The organism is Granulicella sp. L60, assembly GCF_009765825.1.
In the GTDB taxonomy this organism is placed as follows: domain Bacteria; phylum Acidobacteriota; class Terriglobia; order Terriglobales; family Acidobacteriaceae; genus Edaphobacter.
This window is the reverse complement of the sequence record NZ_LMUR01000018.1, coordinates 478,301-495,450: the sequence shown is the minus strand read 5'-3', so window position 1 is coordinate 495,450 and position 17,150 is coordinate 478,301. Positions and strand designations below refer to the sequence as shown.

The window sequence follows — 17,150 nt, the reverse complement described above, 5'->3', positions numbered from 1 at the left end:
CTGCGCTGCGGAATGACAAACAAAAGAGCGGGCAACAACAGAGGCAAGAACGGACAACGACGAGAGCAAGAACAGGCAACAACAAAGGCAAAGACGAAATACGGGGGTTCTTCGCTGCGCTCAGAATGACGACTTTTTCTGCTCAACTTCTTTGCTCAACTTCTGTGCTCAACCTTGGTGCTCAACTTCTGCACTCAGCCTCGGCACTCAACCTCAGCAATCATTTTCGGCGCTCATCTCTGCGGCGCATATTCTGCGGTAGGGGCGTCGAAAACGCTCTCGGCTAGGCGTCGATGAGGAAGTCGCCGTCCTGCATGATCTGTTCTTCGTGGCCTTCGGCGTTGCCGAGCCAGATGCTGAACTCGAGGCCGACGACGTCGATGTGGGTGGAGGACTTCCAGGGGGCTCCGGTGTGGGCGCCGTAGGGGTCTCCGAAGGCGATGTGGATGCCGGGGAACTTTTCGTCTTGAAGGATGTTGCCGATGACGTGATCGACGCCGATGTTGGTGCCGATGGCGAACTCGCCGACGCGGTCGGAGTTTTCGTCGGTGTGGGTGTAGGCCCAGAAGTCTTTTTCGAGTTCCTTGTTTGAAGACGACACGCGGGTGATGCGATTGGCTTCGATGTTGATGGTGAGGGGGGTGTCGCGGAGGATGCCGTAGCGGGCGCAGAGGTAATCGCCGACGACGCCGTCGACGACGAAGACGCCGTTGACTTCGCCGGGCGCGGTGAAGCACTCGCCGCCGGGGAGGTTGCCCCACTTTTCGGTGGAGATGATGCCGGAGGTTTTGAACCAGCGGTAGTCGGGGTTGAGCTGGGCGTAGATGTCGGTGCCGGCGGGGGTGGTGGCGCGGACGTAGGTGGCGGCGCGGACCTTGTCGAGGACGGCCTGGGAGAGGCGGTCGATGGCGAGGAAGTCGGCGCGCATTCCCTGGGTCATGATCTCGGGGGTGATGTTGACCATGTGGGCGTGGCGCATGCGACGGCGGTTGACGACGTCGGTCATCTGCATGCGGGAGTGCAGTTCGTTGGGCTGGACTTCTACGGCGAAGATGCTGACCTGCGAGGACTCCATGTCGGCGAGGATGGCGGCGGGAAGATCGACGAGCGGGCGCGGGGCGAGGGACTCCAAGACGAAGGCGTTCCAGGTGCAGCCGATCTGCTGGAGCTGGGCGGCGAGCGAGGCGGCGATGGTGAGGCAGCGCTCGTCGGTGATGAGGGTGACTTTTTCGTCGGGCTGGATGCGCAGGCAGGTGGTGACGGCGTTGCGTGCGCCGGGGATGAACTCGGCGGGGAACGTGACCGTTGCGAGGTCGACTGATGCGGGTGTTATCTGATCGAGCATGTATTCCAGCCTTCCGGGTGTTGCCTGAAACCTAGGATAGCGTGTTACGGGTAAGTTACAGAGAGGGATTTGAAGGTGCCTCCCCTTCCCTATCTATTTTTGCTAAAGTCTTCCATCGATGTGGCTTAAGTCTGGACTTCGAGATTTTCGCAGGTGCAACGTATTCAAAACACAGGAGGAACCTGAGAGTATGCGAGATAAAGGCAATAAAACCTTGGCTAACTCAAGGCTTTAGCCTGGGTCATGGGGCATTCGTATGCTCTTCCTTATAGCTTGCCTAGGCTCGGCGCCAGCTTGGTTTCGTGAGTCTTCTCTAATAGCTTTGCGAAATCTCAATATCGATCGATATCCCTTATTGGAGAACTTGCGGAGCGCTCCATACTTGATACTTTGTTTGGCGATTGTGCTCTGAAGTCGCTCTAGTAGCGCATCCCTCGGCTCACCCCGCTCGTTATAGTCCGCAGTAGACTCGGCCAGCTTCTCCATATCAGGATTGCTGATCATTAAATACACGCTATTAGCGGATAGAAACTGATCTAAAGCGAGTACCGCCGTCCGCTTGTTTCCATTCTGGAAGATGTGGGATGTGGCGATATGAAAGAAGAGATAAGCGGCTTTGGCCTCAAGAGTAGGGTAATACTCGATCCCAAAGCCGCCCTCATATGGTGAACTCGCTGCAGAAGCAAGCAAATTCAGGTCTCTGCACGTTAATCTTTAATCTTTCGACTGGTTCAAGTCCGGGCCATGTCTGTGAAAGCCCTATATCGTGTAGAGCTTCGATGTACGCGGCAGAGAGCCTGAAAACCCTTTTACTTGCTGGCAAGCTTCTTCAGCGCAGGATGATATTTCGCCGCAGAACCAGCAAACGGCTCTTTCTTGCTGTCCTTATCCTTTGGGGTATACCTGTCTGTGATCCGAGACAGTTGCTCGAATTTCTTTATGGTCGCCTGAGTCATTTTCTTCTCTCTCGTTGGGCTGGTGCAGTTACTTCAGCAACATCATCGGCACCATTACGATCATGTTGAATTATGCCATCAGATGTACCCTCTACGTACACGCCGATATATATATTTTAGATTATGACTGATCGGATAAGTTGCATTATCCAATCAGGGAATGAGTTTTTGGCCCTTTGGGTTAGCCAAGCTATTTATTGTCGAGGTAAAGTCATCATTCTGTTGGTGTTTCTCCTTTGAAACAGGAAAGCCCCGGCTGTTGGGCCGAGGCTTTCTTCTGTCTCTATAACTATTATACCGCGTGGGATGGGGGTTCTACGCCACGCGATTCCCCTTTGTTGATGCGGGTTTTGTGGTGGATGGGGCTTGACAGGATTTGTGCGTGATATGTCCTGCCGGACGGGCCCACTCCTCGTGGAGAGGTCACTTCGTGACTTTTGTACCTTGTTGGGGGGCGATGAGTCTCTTTGGTCCTCCCGTTGGTCGGAATCGGCGATCTTTTTGTTTATCTGCGCTCGGTGTATTTGGGTTAGAGGCCGGAGCGGGTTTCGGCGGCCATGTAGTCGACGACGGCTTTGAGGCTGCCGGTCTCGCGGAAGACTTTGAGCTGGCGGTCGGCGCCGGAGCCTTCGCGGAGCATGGTGTGGATGTAAGCTATCTCGCTGCGGCTGCCGAGTTCGTCGAGGACGTCGTCGATGAAGGCGAGGTACTCGAGGATGAGTTCGCGGACGGGGACTTCGGTCTGTTTGCCGAAGTCGATCATCTTGCCGTCGATGCCGTAGCGGACGGCGCGAAATTTGTTCTCCATCAAAAGGGCGCGTGAGTACTGGCGATAGTCGACGTTGCGGGAGTGGAGGTGCCAGAGCTTGCAGGCGGTGGCCTGGATGAGGGCGGCGATGGCGATGGACTCCTGGGCGCGGAGGGGGATGTCGCAGATGCGGACTTCGACGGTGTCGAAGAAGGGATGGGGGCGGACGTCCCACCAGATTTTTTTGGCGTTGTCGATGGAGTTGGTCTTGATGAGGAGATTGACGTAGCTCTCGAACTCGGAGTAGCTGGCGAAGCTGTCGGGGAGGTTGGTGCGGGGGAAGTTTTCGAAGACCTTGGCGCGGTAGGATTTGTAGCCGGTCTCCATGCCTAGCCAGAAGGGGGAGTTGGTGGAGAGGGCGAGAATGTGGGGGAGGAAGTAGCGGATGGAGTTCATGATCCGAATGGCGGCTTCGCGGTCTTCGATGCCGACGTGGACGTGGAGGCCGAAGATGAGGTTGGCGCGGGCGACGAGCTGGAGGTCTTCGACGACCTGGGCGTAGCGGGGGTCGGGGTAGATCTCCTGGACGCGCCAGTCGGCGAAGGGATGGGTGGCGCCGGCGACGAGGAGGAGGTTGTGCTCTTCGGCGAGGGAGATCATGTTGCGGCGGAGGTCGAAGAGGTCCTGCTGGGCGACCTGGATGTTGCTGCAGATGCGGGTGCCGACCTCGATGACGGATTGATGCATCTCGGCTTTGACGCGCTCTTCGAGGCGGAGCTTGCCTTTGGCGAGCATCTCGGTCGCGATGTGCGAGCGGAGATCGCGGGTTTCGGGGTCGACGGTCTGGTACTCCTCTTCGATGCCTAGCGTGAAGGATGGCCGCATGTTCTCTCCGCAGATTGCGCCGTGCGAGATCAGCGTACCACCGGCGGCAGAATAGGCTTGCTTGGTTTTTAGCGCCTGTGGCATGGGAGTGCACCTGTGGCCGGTTTCTTGCTAGACTTGCGGGACACTGGGCCAAGTGCAAGCTATCCCAAGAAGGCTGGCAAACTATGCCCGATACAAAACTGACTACTTATATCTTCCAGTGTTATGTGACTTATCCGTATGAGAACACCGTGCCGAGGCTTGTCGTTTATCCAAATGGCGAGCCGAACGATGATCGTGCAGTGAGAGCGATTCCAGCGACGCTGACGATTACCCAAACCGAGCCTTCCGAGAAGCGTAAGGCTTATAACTACTCCGTAAAAGAGTTTGTCGCGAGAACGGCCTTCCTTTACCTTGATCAGGCAAAGGGGCAGGCGTTGAAACAGTTCATCATTGACTGCTGGCGAGCACGGGCGGACGGGAGTACGAAGCCGGTGATCCTGGAGGGTCAGGAAGAAGCTCCTTCGGGCGTTGAGGATTCGTCGGGCAAAGCGGTCAAAGGATCGAGTGTCTGCTAGGAAGGCTTAGGCTTGGGAGCTTTTTTCTTCGGGGCGGATGGGGTCTTCTTTGCGGCTTTCTTCGCTGGAGTCTTCTGCGCGGCCTTTTTGGGAGCTGCCTTCTTTGCAGGCGCTGGGGCGGATGAGAGAAAGCCTGCCCAGTTCATCTGGGGGGCTACTTTGTCAGACGATTGGGCTTTCTTTACGGCTAGATTTGCGACGGCGTTGACGATCCAGTCGAAGCTGTCTTTGCCGACGGAGTGGAGGTCGGCGTCGGGGGCGGGGTTCATGAAGTCGATGGCGTAGGGGATGCCGTCTTCTACGGCGAACTCGACGGTGTTGAGATCGTAGCCGAGGGCCTTGCAGAGGGTAAAGGCGTCCTTCTCTACGCGGGCGAGGAGCTTCTTATCGTAGGCGGGTGGGTCGAGAACGTAGCGGTGCTCGTGGGGGCGGCGCGGGTCGTAGGGCATGATGCGGACTTCAGACTGGCCGACGACGTAGCAGCGGAAGTACTCCTGGAAGTTGACGGCGGCCTGGAGGGTCATGCAGAGGTCGCGGGTCTGGTCGTAGGCGTGGAAGAACTCGTGGGGGTTGTGGACGTGGAAGACGTCGCGCCATCCGCCGCCGTCGTGGGGCTTGAGGAATGCGGGGAAGCCGACGTAGTGGAAGATGGCATCCCAGTCGAGCGGGTACTGGAGGTTGCGGAGGGAGCGGGCGTTGATCTGGGGTGGGTAGCACTTGTGCGGGAGGAGGACGGTTTTGGGTACGGCTACGCCGAGTTTGGTGGCGAGGGCGTAGTTGAAGAACTTGTCGTCAGCGGACCACCAGAAGGGATTGTTGATGACCTGGGTTCCGGTGAGGGTCGCATTTTTGAGAAACGCGCGGTAGAAGGGCATGTCGTGCGAGATGCGATCGACGATGACGGAGTAGCCGGAGGGTTCGGCCATGGTGACGCCGCCGAGGTGAACGAACTCCGCGGTGATGCCTTCAAGGTCCATGGCGTTGATCTTGTCGACAAGTGCGCCGGGGAAGGTATTTTCCATTCCGAACAGAACGCCAATCTTCTTCACTGATTCCTCCATGCGGGTTTGGGTTTGGTTGTTCCTGCGGTGTGTCCTGCCGGACGGGCTCCCTACGCGGGAGGCGGTCACTTCGTGACTTGTGTACCGGTCTTGGTTGGTGGAGTGCCTGGGTCCTCCCGTTGGTCGGGTAAGGGGTTGGTTTTAGATATAGGTTTGAAGCATTCTCTGCCAGTAGGGCCAGTCGTGTCCGGTGTCGTCGCCCCAGACGTCGAGGCGGCAGGGGATGTCTTTGGCGCGGAAGATCTGGGCCATGCGCTCGTTGTCGTTCCAGCACTGGTCGTGGGTGCCGGTGGCGAGGACGTAGGTGTTGCGGCGGTAGTGGTCGAGGTACCAGGGGTCGCCGATGTTGGCGAGGTAGTGTGGGGGGATGTTGAAGTAACAGTCGTCGTCGTAGTAGCCGGAGAGAAAGCCGGCGGTGTCGAAGCATCCGCTCATGGAGAGGACGGCGGAGAAGACGTCGGGATGGCGGAGGGCGATGTTGAACGCGTGAAAGCCTCCGAAACTGCAGCCGGTGGCGGCGAGATGGCAGGGGCGGTTGTCGTAGCGCATGAGGGGAAGGACTTCCTGCATGAGGTACTGCTCGTACTGCATGTGTCGGGCGATGCGCCAGCGGGGTGGAACGGAGCGGTTGTACCAGCTCTCTTGATCGACGGAGTCTACGCAGAAGAGCTGGACGTGGCCGTGTTCGAGCTTGTCGTGAACGGAGGCGACCATGCCGCGATCTTCAAACTCAAAGAAGCGTCCGCAGGAGGTGGGAAAGACGAGGGTGGGCAGACCGGCGTGGCCGAAGGTGAGCATCTCCATGTCGCGGCCGAGGGATGGGGAGAACCACTTTTTGTACTCGCGCTTCATCGGATGCCACCTCTGCTAGTCTGATGCAATCGTAGTTTACTGGAGCCGCAACCATCGCATTGGAACTGTTTCCGCCATCTTCTTCGGATGCCGCGTTCGAGTCGTTCGAGCGTGAGTCGGAGTCTGCGACTCCGGGGGATGGGGATGCGGATGGGCTGAGGTCGAATCCGCGGTACCGGGTACATGCGTTTCACTCGGAGATACTGCCGGACGACCGTGCGGTTTCGGTCTATCTGCCGCCGCAGTATGAGGAGCAGGAGGAGCGACGCTTCCCTGTCTTCTATCTACATGATGGGCAGAATCTTTTTGATGGGCACACCTCGTATATTGCTGGTCGGACGTGGAATGCGCATACGACCGCGGACCGGCTGACGCTTGAGGGGGAGATGGAGCCGGTGATTCTGGTGGGCGTGGCCAATACAGGGCTGCGGAGGATGGCCGAGTACACGCCGACGCGTGACTTCAAGATGGGTGGAGGCGAGGGTGCGAAGTATGGGCGGCTGCTGATCGAGGAGTTGAAGCCGATGATTGACGGTCTATACAGGACGATGCCGGGTGCGGGTGGGACGGCGCTGGGAGGGTCTTCGCTGGGTGGGCTGATCTCGCTTTATCTGGGATTTGAGCGTCCGGATGTGTTTGGGCGGCTGGCGGTGATGTCTCCTTCGCTGTGGTGGGATCATCGGAGCATCTTCGGTTTGGTTGAGCGGAGGGAGCCGAGGCCGGAGCTGAAGATCTGGCTGGATATTGGGACGGCGGAGGGCGGGCGGCACGTGCGGGATGCGGAGACGCTGGAGAAGATGCTGATTCGACGGGGCTGGCGGAGCGAGGTGGATCTGGCGTTCGTGGAGGCGGAGGGTGCGGTGCACGATGAGAGCGCCTGGTCGGCACGGTTTGGGGATGTGCTGCGGTTTCTGTTTCCGGCGAATTGACGTGGGCGAAACATTTGTTGTTGTCCGGTTTTGTGGCTCGGGGTGAGGCCTTTTTGACCCACGAAAACAGCTTTTTGAGCTAATTTGATTGCAGAAACGGCGATTTTCCGCCATACTTAGTTGTTGGGTTCTGTATCTCGCCCTCTGTCCGGATTGGAACCTGCCGGCGGTGCCGTTGATAGCCCACTAAAAAACATGTTTTGAAAGGTATTGCCCGTGTTGATGATTCGTTTGGCGCGCGTTGGAGCGCGTAAGCAGCCCCACTATCGCATCGTTGTTATTGAGAAGGATCGCGCCCGTAATGGTCGTTCGATCGAAGTGGTGGGAACCTACAATCCGCGCACGAACCCGGCGACCTTCGATCTGAAGCGCGACCGGATCGACTACTGGACCAGCAATGGCGCCCAGTTGTCGGAACGAGTTGGGAAGTTGATGGCACAGAAGCCGGCTGAGATCGAAGCGGCCGCCTAAGAAGTTACCTCCTCTCGCACTTTGGGAACGTCTTTTTCGGTTCCCAAAGATAGCTGGCATTGTTGGTTCTTCCTGGATGGCCCGGGCAAAGTTTCACGTAGACTTCTTGGTATTGCATCTCGTCTTGCATCGAACTGCAAAGTGGAAGACCGGGTTTCGATCCGGAGCCCTACGACCGGCGTGTCGCTCGTTTCAGCACTACCTAGAAGATCCCGCATCGACGGGACGAAGGGGAGAGGCTTGAGCGGCGCATCGCGATTTCAAACCGAGAAGGTGTGTGATGACTCAGGCCATTCAGTCGCAAACAGGGAACAGCCCTGTGCAGAACATGACAGACCTTATTACTGAGATTGCCCGTGCCCTGGTGGATTATCCGGACCAGGTTTCTGTCGAGGCCATTGAAGACCGAGACGGAACCGTGATCCGGCTACGCGTATCACATGGCGATGTCGGCAAGGTGATTGGGAAACAGGGGCGCACAGCACGGTCGGTGCGAACCATTCTCAGCGCAGCCAGCATGAAGCTGAAGCATCGCTTCTCGCTTGATATTGTGGAAGAGCCGGAAACGTCGACGCAACAACCGGATGTAGCGCAGTCGGATCTGTAGATTTTATCGATCTGTAGACTGCGTATAGGTTGGCTAACGGCGGACTGACCGGTTGTCGCATGGTTCTTTCGCCGGTCGCCTCCCTTCCGTCGTCCGCTTCTCTCTCTTCCTTATGACACAAAGTGCTCCCGCATGGATCGTATTGGCACATCTGCTTCGGCCCCAGGGCCGGAAGGGTGAGGTGCTTGCAGAGCTGTTTACTGACTTCCCGGAACGCTTCGACGAACAGAAGCGAGTGTTTCTGGCTAAGCCCGGCTTCGATGGGGAGGAAGCCGCGGCGCGCTCGGCGGAGGTGATTGCGTTCTGGCTGCCGGTGGGAAAGAACGATGGGCGGATCGTGCTGCAGTTTGCTGGCGTGGAGACGATCTCGGATGCGGAGACACTGGCGGGGCTGGAGGTGATCGTGCCTCGCGAGGAGCGGCTGCCACTGGACGAAGAGGCGGTCTACATCAGCGAGCTGGTGGGTTGCACGGTGTATGACGGCGGCGTGTTGGTGGGGGTGGTGGACGATGTGCAGTTTGCGATGACGCCGGATGGGGGGAGGCGGCTGGAAGATGCGGCTCCTCTGCTGGAGGTAATCTCGCCGAACGGGGATGAGATTTTGATTCCGTTTGTGAAGACGTTTCTGGTGCAGATGGACACGGAGGCGAAGCGGATCGACATGGCGCTGCCGGAGGGCCTGGTGGAGGTCAATCGTGCGGGTGGGGACGAGAGAAACGGAAGCGGGAAGAGTTAGAAGCGGTAGGCGAAGCCCAACGAGGCGATGGGGTAGACGGGAAAACTTTTGAGATCGTTGTTGAGGCTGGTGATCTCGGCCTTGAGGCTGGACTGTGCTTCGGAGTTGGATGCGAAGCTGACACAGCCCTGATCGGTGCAGGCGGTTCCGGTAAGGTTGACGACGATCTGGGGAGCGCCTGTGAAGGCGAGGCCAAAGTCGAGCGGCAACGAGATATGCCTGCCGAGAAAAGGGACGATGTTTCTGAAGCCGAAGGTCAACATGGGTGCGAACTCGTGATGATAGACGGTGGACATGGTGCCGTTGACGGGGTCGTCGACGCTGTTGATGAAGGGCTGGCTGCCTAGCTCAAAGTTCTGACCGAGGCCGACGGAGGCGACGGCATTGGCGGAGTTTTTGAAGTACAGGATGCCGGGGCTGACGCGAAATCCACCGTGTTTTGGATACCAGTCGAGAGTGGTGGCGTCGGATTTGAAGTGGAAGTCGGAGGCATAGTTGACGCCGTGGATGGTGAATGGCAGGGCGAAGGTGAGGACGTTGACGCTGGAGCGGAGTTTGAAGTTGAACGCGACGGGTGTCGCGAATTCGATGCCGGCTCCGAGGGTGCTGGCCGCAAGACCGATGGTGATGGAGTGGAAGGGGATGCTCTCTTCCTGCTCCAGCGCTGCGAGTGGCCCTGGGACGCTGCGTACATAGTGATGGCCGCTGGAGGAGTTGGGCGCGGGTTCGTCGAGGGTGAAGGGCGATGCGGGGTCGAGCTTTGCGTAGAGGGTGGGCTGTGGCTGGGGCGATGCGGGAAGATTTGATGATGATGCGATCTGCTGCGCGGGAGCGATGCCGCAGAGCAGAATCAACGCAAGAAGATGGGCCGCTGCGAGTTTTACCGGAAGCATTCTGTTTACCTTTTCACTCGCGTTGCGGGGTCGGAACATCGTGATTTAAGGGTAGAGCATCGCACTGATCTTTTTTGTGGAATATAGGTGCAGTGCTCTACAACTTCTAAGTGATATCGTGCAGTCTGCGGCGTTGAAAGAGCTGACTGACCTTACCTATGCACTTCGATATTCTTACGATCTTTCCTGATTTTTTCGCTGGACCTTTTGACTACGGCATTCTGAAACGCGCGCGCGTTGCGGGGCTGGTGGAGATTGCGACGCACGATCTGCGCAGCTTCACGCACGACCGCCATCGCACGGTGGACGATCGGCCGTTTGGCGGCGGCGAGGGGATGGTGCTGAAGGCGCAGCCGATCTACGATGCGGTGCAGACGCTGAACATCGCTGCGAAGGGTGACCGGCAACGGACGAAGGAGACGGTGATTCTGCTGTCGGCGCAGGGGCAGCCGTTCAGTCAGGCGGTGGCGCAGGAGCTGGCGGAGACAGAGCGGGTGGTGATTATCTGCGGGCGTTATGAGGGTGTGGATGAGCGCGTGAACGAGTTGATGTGCGACCGCGAGATTTCGATTGGAGACTATGTGCTCTCGGGTGGGGAGCTGGCGGCTGCGGTGATTGTGGATGCGGTGGTGCGTCTGCTGCCGGGAGCGCTAGGGAATCCGGACTCATCGCGGTTTGAGAGCTTTGGTGCGGAGGACGGCGGCGCGGAGGATGGCGTGGGGGATGGGCCGCCGCGTTCGACGTATGGATCGGGAGGGCTGCTGGACTATCCGCACTACACGCGGCCTGCGGATTTTATGGGGGTGATGATTCCGGAGGCCCTGGCGGGGGGAAATCATGAGGTGATTCGGCGATGGCGGAGGAGGATGGCGTTGAAGAAGACGCTGGAGAATCGTCCGGACTTGCTGGAGAAGATGGAGATCAGTGAGGAGGATCGGGAGATTCTGGCGGAGCTGCGTGGGTATCAGGAGTAGTTTCGCGCAGGGACGAATGGTTCGCTGAGCTAGAGGGGTTTTTCGAGGACGACGAAGTGGAGGTCGTCGCGTAGAGGTTTGCCGAAGCGCTCGTCTCCGTAGGGAAAGGGGGCGGTCTCGCCGGTTAGAGCGTATCCGCGCCGTTGGTACCAGGCGATGAGTGTGTCACGAACGTTGACGACGGTCATGCGGATGCGCTGGGCACCCGCTTGCTTTGCGAAAGACTCTGCGTCGGCGAGAAGGGTGCGGCCGAGTTGCCGGTTCTGCTGATCGGGACGGATGGTGAGGAGGCCGAGGTACCAAGTGTGGTCGTCCCTGGGTTCGAGCCAGACGGATCCGAGGAGGGGTTGGCCGGGGGCGTCACGTTGGAGGAGGAGTTGGGCGTGGGGCTTTGCGGTGAGGTCTTCTCTGAGCAGAGGCTCGGTGAGGCGTTGGCCGGTGATGAAGTCTGCTTCGGTGTTCCAGCTTGCGGACGGGCCTGTGCCGCGAAAGGCGATGTTGGCGAGTTCCACGACTTCGGGATAGTCGGCTTCGACGGCGGGTTTGAGGAGCATTGGCAGTAGTTTATGGGAAGATGATAGCTGGTGTCGTCTGCGTGGGCTGGCGGTTGGCCGTTGGCGTCTGGAGATGGTGCGGCATCGATTTACGTGCTCTGAAATGGTGTTTTGGTGTACACTGAAAGACGAGTCCAACATAGGAAAGTTGTGTCATGTCCATTCATCCGATTATGCAGAAGCTGGCCGCGAAGTTCGAGCGGACCGATTTACCCGCGTTCGCCCCTGGCGATACAGTTCGTGTGCAAGTAAAGATTCGTGAAGGCGAGAAAGAGCGTCTGCAGGCGTTTGAGGGTATGGTTATCGCATGCCGCAAGGGCGCACAGGGCTCGTTCACGGTTCGCAAGATGAGCTTCGGCCAGGGCGTCGAGCGCATCTTCCCTTACAACTCCAAGGTCGTCGATAAGGTCGAGAAGGTTCGCTCGTACCAGGTTCGCCGTTCGAAGCTGTTTTACCTGCGCGGTCTGCGCGGTAAGGCCGCTCGTCTGCGCGAGGTTGAGCGCGCCACCAAGTAAGCCTTCGCTTCCCTGCTTTCATTCTTTTATTCGTTCCACGTTTTCCACGAAGCCACGACTCCGGTCGTGGCTTCGTTCTGCGCGCCGGGTTTACACTCGACTGGAAGAGCAATGGCTTCGACTCCCTACCCACGCGCTGCGCGAACCGTGACCGCAAACACCGCCAAGCAGCGCATGCTGAGGCAGCTTGTGTGCAGCGATGCGCCGGAGCAGGCGTTGCGGTACTACGGATTTCAGCGTATTGCTGGTGTGGATGAGGTGGGGCGTGGGGCGCTGTTTGGGCCGGTGGTGGCGGCAGCGGTGATTCTGCCGGAGTACATGGACGAACTTGCGGGCGCGGGGTTGAAGGACTCCAAACAACTGACGCGCGAGGAGCGGGAGTCGCTTGACCTGCAGATACGCGGGATGGCGATTGCGATCTGCGTGGCAGAGGTGGATGCGGAGACGATCGATCGGGTGAATATCTACCAGGCGACGCGCATTGCGATGCTGCAGGCGGTGTGTGGGCTGCTGGTGGAGCCGGACCATCTGCTGATCGATGCGATGAGGTTGGATCATCCTTGCAAACAGACGAAGCTGATCTATGGGGATTCGCTTAGCCTTTCGATTGCAGCGGCTTCGGTGGTGGCGAAGGTACATCGGGACGCGTTGATGCGGGAGCTGGATGAGGTGCATCCGGGGTACGGACTGGCATCGCACAAGGGATATGGCACGCCGGAACATCGCAGGGCGCTGGCGGAGATGGGGCCGTGTGCGCTGCATCGCAGGAGCTTCGCGCCGGTGCGCGGGGTCGATCCGGATGCGGTGATGGAAGAGGTGGTCTCGGCTGAGCTGCTGTTTGATGAGGCTGATCTTGAGGGGGCAGAGTGGGCTTGAGGTTGATGTGTGTGGTCGCTCATCCGGATGATGAGTGTTTTGGGTTTGGCGGAGCGCTGGCGCTGGCTGCGGATCGTGGGATCGAGACGTATGTGGTCTGCCTGACAGATGGGCAAGCGGCGACCAATCGTGGGGATGCGGCTTCGGGCGAGGCGCTGGGGGCGATGCGCCGCGAGGAGTTTCGCGCGTCGTGCGAGGTGCTGGGCGTGACCGAGTATGAGCTGTTGGACTATCAGGATGCTCAGCTAGAGTTTGCCGAGTTCTCGGTTGCGGTGGGCAGGCTGGTGGAGCGGATGCAGCGGTTTCGTCCGGATGTGGTGATTACGTTTGGCGGCGATGGCGGACAGAACTCGCATCCTGACCACATGATGGCTTCGATGCTGACGACGGCGGCGTTTCACTGGGCGGGACAGGCGAAGCGCTATCCGGATGCGACGAAGCTGCACAAGGCTAAGCGGCTTTATTACCTGAGTGCTGATTTTTCGATTCCGGGCAGGCCACCGGCGATGAGGATTCCGTGGACGGTCGTTTTAGATATTCGATCGGCGAAGGAGCGCAAGCTGAAGGCGTTTCTGATGCATGTCTCACAGGCTCCGCTGATGGAGAAGGTGAAGATGGTCTTCGAAGAACATGGAGACGACGAGCGCTATGCGTTGGTGGCGGCGATGGAGCCGCAGGCGGCGCGGATGGGTACGGATCTGTTTGAAGGACTGGACGGGTAGTTCTCGACAGACATTTCGCTGTTCTTCCTTTGAATTAGCCCTTCGAAGAGGAACGGTTCTATCTTTTCGTTCGTTCCTCTTCAAGAGTCTCAGAGAAGATCAGGAGCTTTTTCGGGGAAGATGCAGGCGGCGTCTGGCTCCGCGCTTGTCTTCCAGACCGGGTTGGTGAGGAAGTCCGAGGGAAGATTTTTTGGGCGGTAGTTGAGGTCGGTAGAGATCTTCTTCCAGACGCTCTCGTGAAAGACTGAGTCGGGCGGGATGGTTCTTGGGGCTCCCCTCGGGATGCGCCATCGCTTCCTCTTCTCGACCGAGTCGAAGTACGAGTGGGGAAAGATTTCGAGGATCCACCAAGCGCCCTTGAGGGAGTTGTGCTCGGGCTGCGCGGGATTGGGAGCGACGATGGCGGGGGAGGGACCTCTGCCGAGAACCTGATTGGCGCGTTGGGGGTCGACGAGGAGACCGAGCGAGACGGCTTCGCACAGCATCCATTGCAGGGCGATCTGCGAGAGGCCGGCTTCGGTGGCGGCGTAGGAGCCTCCGATGTCGGAGTGGACCCCGGTGAACCACACCTGCTTGATGTCCTGGCCGGGGAATGGCGCGCCCCAGAGGTTGTTGCGGAAGGAGCAGCGGCGCTCGTCGATGGAGATGGCGTGGCGGCCGTGGGCCATGTCGGGGTTGCGTGCGGTGTAGGGGAGTTTGAGTGGATCCCAGATCCATCCGACGGAGCTGACGGTGTCCCACACTCCGACGAGGTGGAGCGGGCAGGGGCGGCAGAATGTGCTCTTGAATCCCGAGGCGACCTCGAATGTTTTGGTCATGCCGTCGGCTTCGCGGGACCGCTTGGCGTACATCCTGACGATGTAGGAGATGAGGCCGTCGTTGCCGGGGCAGAGCAGCCCGAACATCTGCAGGACTCCGGCGAGGGCGCGGACGGTGTAGGCTCCCCTGCTGAAGCCGAAGAGGTAGACCTTATCGCCCTCTTCGTAGACGTTCATCAGATAGCGGTAGGCGTCGGAGATGTAGAGCAGGATGCCTTCTCCAAAGGCGAGGCCGGCGACGACGGAGAGGACTTCGCTGAGCTTGTTGGAGGCGGTGGGAGAGCCTTCTGTGCCGAGGCCCGGATGGTAGTAGGCGACCTGTCGTTTGCCGTCGACGATGATGGCTTTGTAGAGCTGCACGACGTTGGAGTTGTGATCGCAGTACTCGTTGCCGGTGCCGTCACAGCAGATGACGATGTTCTTCGCCATGAAGATCTCCCTTTAGCTCTCGGTCGTCGAATCATAGATGGTGATGAGACGGGAAGGAAGGGATTTCTTTTTCAGCCGGGCTTCGCGCCTGTTGGCTGTTTTGCGTCTATAGACTTAGACGAATCAGACGAATGGGAGATGTTGGTTATGGATGGGACCGAAGCTGAGGCTGCCGTTGAACCGATGGCGTTGTTCGATACGTGGATGAAAGAGGCTGTAGTAAGTGAGGTGAACGATCCGAATGCGGTGGCGCTGGCGACTGCTACGGCGGATGGTATGCCGAGTGTGCGTATGGTACTGATGAAGCGGGCAGACGCGCGGGGGTTCGCGTTCTATACGAATGCCGAGAGCCAGAAGGGGTTGGAGCTGGCTGAAAATCCGAGAGCGGCGATGTGCTTTCATTGGAAGTCGCTGCGTCGGCAGGTACGGATCTCCGGGCTCGTGAGGGAGCTGCCGGGGGAAGACGCGGAGGCTTACTTTCACAGCCGGTCGAGAGCGAGCCAGCTTGGAGCGGTGGCATCGCAACAGAGCCGCGTGCTGGCTGGGCGCGAGGTGCTGGAGGCTCGCGTGAGGAAGTTGGAGGAGGAGTTTCCCTGTGAGATTCCGCGGCCTGCGTACTGGCGGGGTTATGTGCTGTTGCCGGAGCGGATCGAGTTCTGGATGGATGGAGATGCGCGGTTGCACGACAGATTTGTGTTTGAGCGACGGGGAGATGCGTGGAGCAAGGAGCGACTCTACCCGTGATGCGGGGATCTGTGTCCACCAACGTTTGCAATGAGCGGCTGTCGTGAATAGCATTTAAGTGAAGTGTAGGCTTCGATAATCTTCGAGGCTCAAACCGTGAAGAAACGGGCGCTGAGGTGCTAGTAGATTTAGCACGGACTTGCAAAGAGTTATACGAAGGAAGTATTTTGTTTGGACCAAGAATGAAATGGATTTCGGCGCTGCGAAGCACAGGAGATGACAATGAGTGAAGATACGATTGGACGGCGGGCGTTTCTTAAGAGCGCGGCGGGCGGAGTGCTTGGTTCAGCCGGTATGCTGACGGGACTCTCCAGCGCGGCGCTGGGGATGGAGCCGGGAGACCCACGCGTGACGTATGAGTCAGCGCAGCCGAATCAAGATGCGGAGACGGCGCCTAAGTATACGGTGAAGTTTGCGGTGTGCGGCATGGCGCACGACCATATCTACGGGATGATCGGAGCGATGCAGCGCGGCGGCGGCGTGATGGTCGCGGCGTATGGAGCGGAGCCGGACAAGATTGCCGCGTTCAAGAAGCGGTATCCGGATGTGAAGATGGTGGGGAGTGAGGATGAGATTCTCAACGATGCTTCGATCCAGTTGGTGCTGAGTTCGGCGATTGCGAATCAGCGGGCGCCGCTGGGTGTGCGCGTGATGAAGCATGGCAAGGATTATCTGAGCGACAAGCCGGGGATTACGACGCTGGAACAGCTGGCGGCGGTGCGCAAGACGATTGCAGAGACGCATAGAATCTACGGCATTATGTACAGCGAGCGGCTGGAGGTGAAGGCTGCAGTGAAGGCTGGGGAGCTTGTGCATGCGGGTGCGATTGGAAGGGTGATTCAGACGATCAACATCGCGCCGCACCAGATTACGCAAGGGCATGGCGATGCGGGCGGAGGAACCGGGCGGCCGGAGTGGTTCTGGGATCCGGAGCTTTATGGGGGGATTCTGTGCGACATCGGATCGCATCAGGTGGACCAGTTTCTGTATTACACGAACTCGACCGAGGCGCAGGTGGTGGCTTCGCAGATTGCAAATGTGGCGCATCCGCAGCGGCCGAAGTTTCAAGACTTCGGCGACATGATGCTGCGCGGAGATCGCGGGTTCGGTTATGTTCGGCTGGACTGGTTTACTCCGGATGGCCTGGGGACGTGGGGTGACGGGCGGTTGTTCATTCTTGGGACTGAGGGTTACATCGAGGTCAGGAAGTACACGGACGTCGCGGTGAAGAAGCAGGGGAACAATCTGTTTATTGTGGACGGCAAGCAGGCTCGGTATATCGACTGCAATAACCTAACGCTTCCGTTTGGGCAGCAGTTCATTGCGGATATCGTGAACAGGACGCACGTTGCGCAGGACCAGGCGCAGTGTCTACTGGCGGCGGAGCTGGTGATCAAGGCTCAGATGCACGCTACGCATGTGACGCTGAAGGCTTAGTTTGCTGACGGCGTTGTAGCTTTTGCGAACGATACTTT

General features: G+C 58.7%; 20 protein-coding genes. 11 read left to right on the top strand and 9 right to left on the bottom strand.

Going from position 1 to position 17,150, the window contains the following annotated elements; all coding sequences use genetic code 11:
• Positions 1–283: 283 nt before the first annotated feature.
• The 4 genes from GSQ82_RS12430 to GSQ82_RS12415 form a co-directional block, all read right to left on the bottom strand.
• Positions 284–1,345 carry an aminopeptidase gene (locus GSQ82_RS12430; RefSeq protein WP_158792587.1) on the bottom strand — a complete coding sequence of 354 codons (1,062 nt, stop codon included), beginning with the start codon at positions 1,343–1,345 and terminating at the stop codon, positions 284–286.
• A gap of 231 nt (positions 1,346–1,576) precedes the next feature.
• A complete protein-coding gene (locus GSQ82_RS25725; RefSeq protein ID WP_158792586.1) occupies positions 1,577–2,035 on the bottom strand; it encodes a type II toxin-antitoxin system death-on-curing family toxin in 459 nt (152 codons plus the stop codon).
• Between the two features lie 119 nt (positions 2,036–2,154).
• Positions 2,155–2,301, bottom strand: coding sequence for a hypothetical protein (locus tag GSQ82_RS12420; protein ID WP_158792585.1), 147 nt, complete (start codon positions 2,299–2,301; stop codon positions 2,155–2,157).
• A 529-nt stretch (positions 2,302–2,830) separates the two neighbouring features.
• A complete protein-coding gene (locus GSQ82_RS12415; RefSeq protein ID WP_254061610.1) occupies positions 2,831–4,018 on the bottom strand; it encodes a carboxylate-amine ligase in 1,188 nt (395 codons plus the stop codon).
• Positions 4,019–4,101: 83 nt separating this feature from the next.
• Between GSQ82_RS12415 and GSQ82_RS12410 the strand changes: the two genes are divergently transcribed.
• A complete protein-coding gene (locus GSQ82_RS12410; RefSeq protein ID WP_158792584.1) occupies positions 4,102–4,494 on the top strand; it encodes a hypothetical protein in 393 nt (130 codons plus the stop codon).
• Here GSQ82_RS12410 and GSQ82_RS12405 read toward each other — a convergent pair.
• Both GSQ82_RS12405 and GSQ82_RS12400 read right to left on the bottom strand, forming a co-directional pair.
• On the bottom strand, positions 4,491–5,543 hold the full coding sequence (locus GSQ82_RS12405) for a RimK family alpha-L-glutamate ligase (protein ID WP_158792583.1): 1,053 nt from the start codon (positions 5,541–5,543) through the stop codon (positions 4,491–4,493). The two genes, GSQ82_RS12410 and GSQ82_RS12405, sit on opposite strands and share 4 nt — an antisense overlap.
• Before the next feature lie 153 nt (positions 5,544–5,696).
• Positions 5,697–6,407 (bottom strand): esterase family protein, encoded by a 711-nt coding sequence (locus tag GSQ82_RS12400; RefSeq protein ID WP_158792582.1) that lies wholly within the window; start codon positions 6,405–6,407, stop codon positions 5,697–5,699.
• Positions 6,408–6,466: 59 nt separating this feature from the next.
• Between GSQ82_RS12400 and GSQ82_RS12395 the strand changes: the two genes are divergently transcribed.
• The 4 genes from GSQ82_RS12395 to rimM all read left to right on the top strand — a co-directional run bounded on the left by GSQ82_RS12395 (position 6,467) and on the right by rimM (position 9,150).
• Entirely contained in the window at positions 6,467–7,336 is an 870-nt protein-coding gene (locus GSQ82_RS12395; protein WP_254061609.1) for an alpha/beta hydrolase, read from the top strand.
• 222 nt (positions 7,337–7,558) lie between these two features.
• Positions 7,559–7,807: a 30S ribosomal protein S16 gene (rpsP, locus tag GSQ82_RS12390; RefSeq protein WP_158792581.1), complete on the top strand. Its 249-nt coding sequence runs from the start codon at positions 7,559–7,561 to the stop codon at positions 7,805–7,807.
• A 280-nt stretch (positions 7,808–8,087) separates the two neighbouring features.
• A complete protein-coding gene (locus GSQ82_RS12385; protein ID WP_158792580.1) occupies positions 8,088–8,414 on the top strand; it encodes a KH domain-containing protein in 327 nt (108 codons plus the stop codon).
• Positions 8,415–8,466: 52 nt separating this feature from the next.
• Positions 8,467–9,150 (top strand): ribosome maturation factor RimM, encoded by a 684-nt coding sequence (gene rimM, locus GSQ82_RS12380; RefSeq protein WP_254061608.1) that lies wholly within the window; start codon positions 8,467–8,469, stop codon positions 9,148–9,150.
• Here rimM and GSQ82_RS12375 read toward each other — a convergent pair.
• A complete protein-coding gene (locus tag GSQ82_RS12375; protein ID WP_158792579.1) occupies positions 9,147–10,043 on the bottom strand; it encodes a hypothetical protein in 897 nt (298 codons plus the stop codon). The two genes, rimM and GSQ82_RS12375, sit on opposite strands and share 4 nt — an antisense overlap.
• A 158-nt stretch (positions 10,044–10,201) precedes the next feature.
• Here GSQ82_RS12375 and trmD point away from each other — a divergent pair, with 158 nt between their 5' ends.
• Positions 10,202–11,017 (top strand): tRNA (guanosine(37)-N1)-methyltransferase TrmD, encoded by an 816-nt coding sequence (trmD, locus tag GSQ82_RS12370; RefSeq protein ID WP_158792578.1) that lies wholly within the window; start codon positions 10,202–10,204, stop codon positions 11,015–11,017.
• 29 nt (positions 11,018–11,046) lie between these two features.
• Here trmD and GSQ82_RS12365 read toward each other — a convergent pair whose 3' ends face one another.
• Entirely contained in the window at positions 11,047–11,571 is a 525-nt protein-coding gene (locus GSQ82_RS12365) for a GNAT family N-acetyltransferase (protein WP_158792577.1), read from the bottom strand.
• 155 nt (positions 11,572–11,726) lie between these two features.
• Here GSQ82_RS12365 and rplS point away from each other — a divergent pair, with 155 nt between their 5' ends.
• The 3 genes from rplS to GSQ82_RS12350 all read left to right on the top strand — a co-directional run bounded on the left by rplS (position 11,727) and on the right by GSQ82_RS12350 (position 13,684).
• Positions 11,727–12,086: a 50S ribosomal protein L19 gene (gene rplS / locus GSQ82_RS12360; protein ID WP_158792576.1), complete on the top strand. Its 360-nt coding sequence runs from the start codon at positions 11,727–11,729 to the stop codon at positions 12,084–12,086.
• Between the two features lie 111 nt (positions 12,087–12,197).
• Positions 12,198–12,962, top strand: coding sequence for a ribonuclease HII (locus GSQ82_RS12355; RefSeq protein ID WP_158792575.1), 765 nt, complete (start codon positions 12,198–12,200; stop codon positions 12,960–12,962).
• A 5-nt stretch (positions 12,963–12,967) separates the two neighbouring features.
• A complete protein-coding gene (locus GSQ82_RS12350; RefSeq protein ID WP_174243072.1) occupies positions 12,968–13,684 on the top strand; it encodes a PIG-L deacetylase family protein in 717 nt (238 codons plus the stop codon).
• 89 nt (positions 13,685–13,773) lie between these two features.
• Here GSQ82_RS12350 and GSQ82_RS12345 read toward each other — a convergent pair whose 3' ends face one another.
• The gene (locus GSQ82_RS12345; protein WP_158792573.1) at positions 13,774–14,931 is read right to left on the bottom strand and encodes a DUF2235 domain-containing protein; all 1,158 of its coding nucleotides are present in this window, start codon (positions 14,929–14,931) and stop codon (positions 13,774–13,776) included.
• A gap of 147 nt (positions 14,932–15,078) precedes the next feature.
• Here GSQ82_RS12345 and pdxH point away from each other — a divergent pair, with 147 nt between their 5' ends.
• Positions 15,079–15,675: a pyridoxamine 5'-phosphate oxidase gene (pdxH, locus tag GSQ82_RS12340; protein ID WP_158792572.1), complete on the top strand. Its 597-nt coding sequence runs from the start codon at positions 15,079–15,081 to the stop codon at positions 15,673–15,675.
• Positions 15,676–15,897: 222 nt separating this feature from the next.
• Positions 15,898–17,112 (top strand): Gfo/Idh/MocA family protein, encoded by a 1,215-nt coding sequence (locus tag GSQ82_RS12335; protein WP_158792571.1) that lies wholly within the window; start codon positions 15,898–15,900, stop codon positions 17,110–17,112.
• Positions 17,113–17,150 lie beyond the last annotated feature (38 nt).

What these genes read in the sequence shown, in the direction of transcription:
- GSQ82_RS12430 (WP_158792587.1), bottom strand. Translation starts at nt 1,345, where the DNA reads ATGCTCGATCAGATAACACCCGCATCAGTCGACCTCGCAACGGTCACG.
- GSQ82_RS12420 (WP_158792585.1), bottom strand. Translation starts at nt 2,301, where the DNA reads ATGACTCAGGCGACCATAAAGAAATTCGAGCAACTGTCTCGGATCACA.
- GSQ82_RS12415 (WP_254061610.1), bottom strand. Translation starts at nt 4,018, where the DNA reads ATGCCACAGGCGCTAAAAACCAAGCAAGCCTATTCTGCCGCCGGTGGT.
- GSQ82_RS12410 (WP_158792584.1), top strand. Translation starts at nt 4,102, where the DNA reads ATGCCCGATACAAAACTGACTACTTATATCTTCCAGTGTTATGTGACT.
- GSQ82_RS12400 (WP_158792582.1), bottom strand. Translation starts at nt 6,407, where the DNA reads ATGAAGCGCGAGTACAAAAAGTGGTTCTCCCCATCCCTCGGCCGCGAC.
- rpsP (WP_158792581.1), top strand. Translation starts at nt 7,559, where the DNA reads ATGATTCGTTTGGCGCGCGTTGGAGCGCGTAAGCAGCCCCACTATCGC.
- GSQ82_RS12385 (WP_158792580.1), top strand. Translation starts at nt 8,088, where the DNA reads ATGACTCAGGCCATTCAGTCGCAAACAGGGAACAGCCCTGTGCAGAAC.
- GSQ82_RS12375 (WP_158792579.1), bottom strand. Translation starts at nt 10,043, where the DNA reads ATGCTTCCGGTAAAACTCGCAGCGGCCCATCTTCTTGCGTTGATTCTG.
- trmD (WP_158792578.1), top strand. Translation starts at nt 10,202, where the DNA reads ATGCACTTCGATATTCTTACGATCTTTCCTGATTTTTTCGCTGGACCT.
- GSQ82_RS12365 (WP_158792577.1), bottom strand. Translation starts at nt 11,571, where the DNA reads ATGCTCCTCAAACCCGCCGTCGAAGCCGACTATCCCGAAGTCGTGGAA.
- rplS (WP_158792576.1), top strand. Translation starts at nt 11,727, where the DNA reads ATGTCCATTCATCCGATTATGCAGAAGCTGGCCGCGAAGTTCGAGCGG.
- GSQ82_RS12355 (WP_158792575.1), top strand. Translation starts at nt 12,198, where the DNA reads ATGGCTTCGACTCCCTACCCACGCGCTGCGCGAACCGTGACCGCAAAC.
- GSQ82_RS12350 (WP_174243072.1), top strand. Translation starts at nt 12,968, where the DNA reads ATGTGTGTGGTCGCTCATCCGGATGATGAGTGTTTTGGGTTTGGCGGA.
- GSQ82_RS12345 (WP_158792573.1), bottom strand. Translation starts at nt 14,931, where the DNA reads ATGGCGAAGAACATCGTCATCTGCTGTGACGGCACCGGCAACGAGTAC.
- pdxH (WP_158792572.1), top strand. Translation starts at nt 15,079, where the DNA reads ATGGATGGGACCGAAGCTGAGGCTGCCGTTGAACCGATGGCGTTGTTC.
- GSQ82_RS12335 (WP_158792571.1), top strand. Translation starts at nt 15,898, where the DNA reads ATGAGTGAAGATACGATTGGACGGCGGGCGTTTCTTAAGAGCGCGGCG.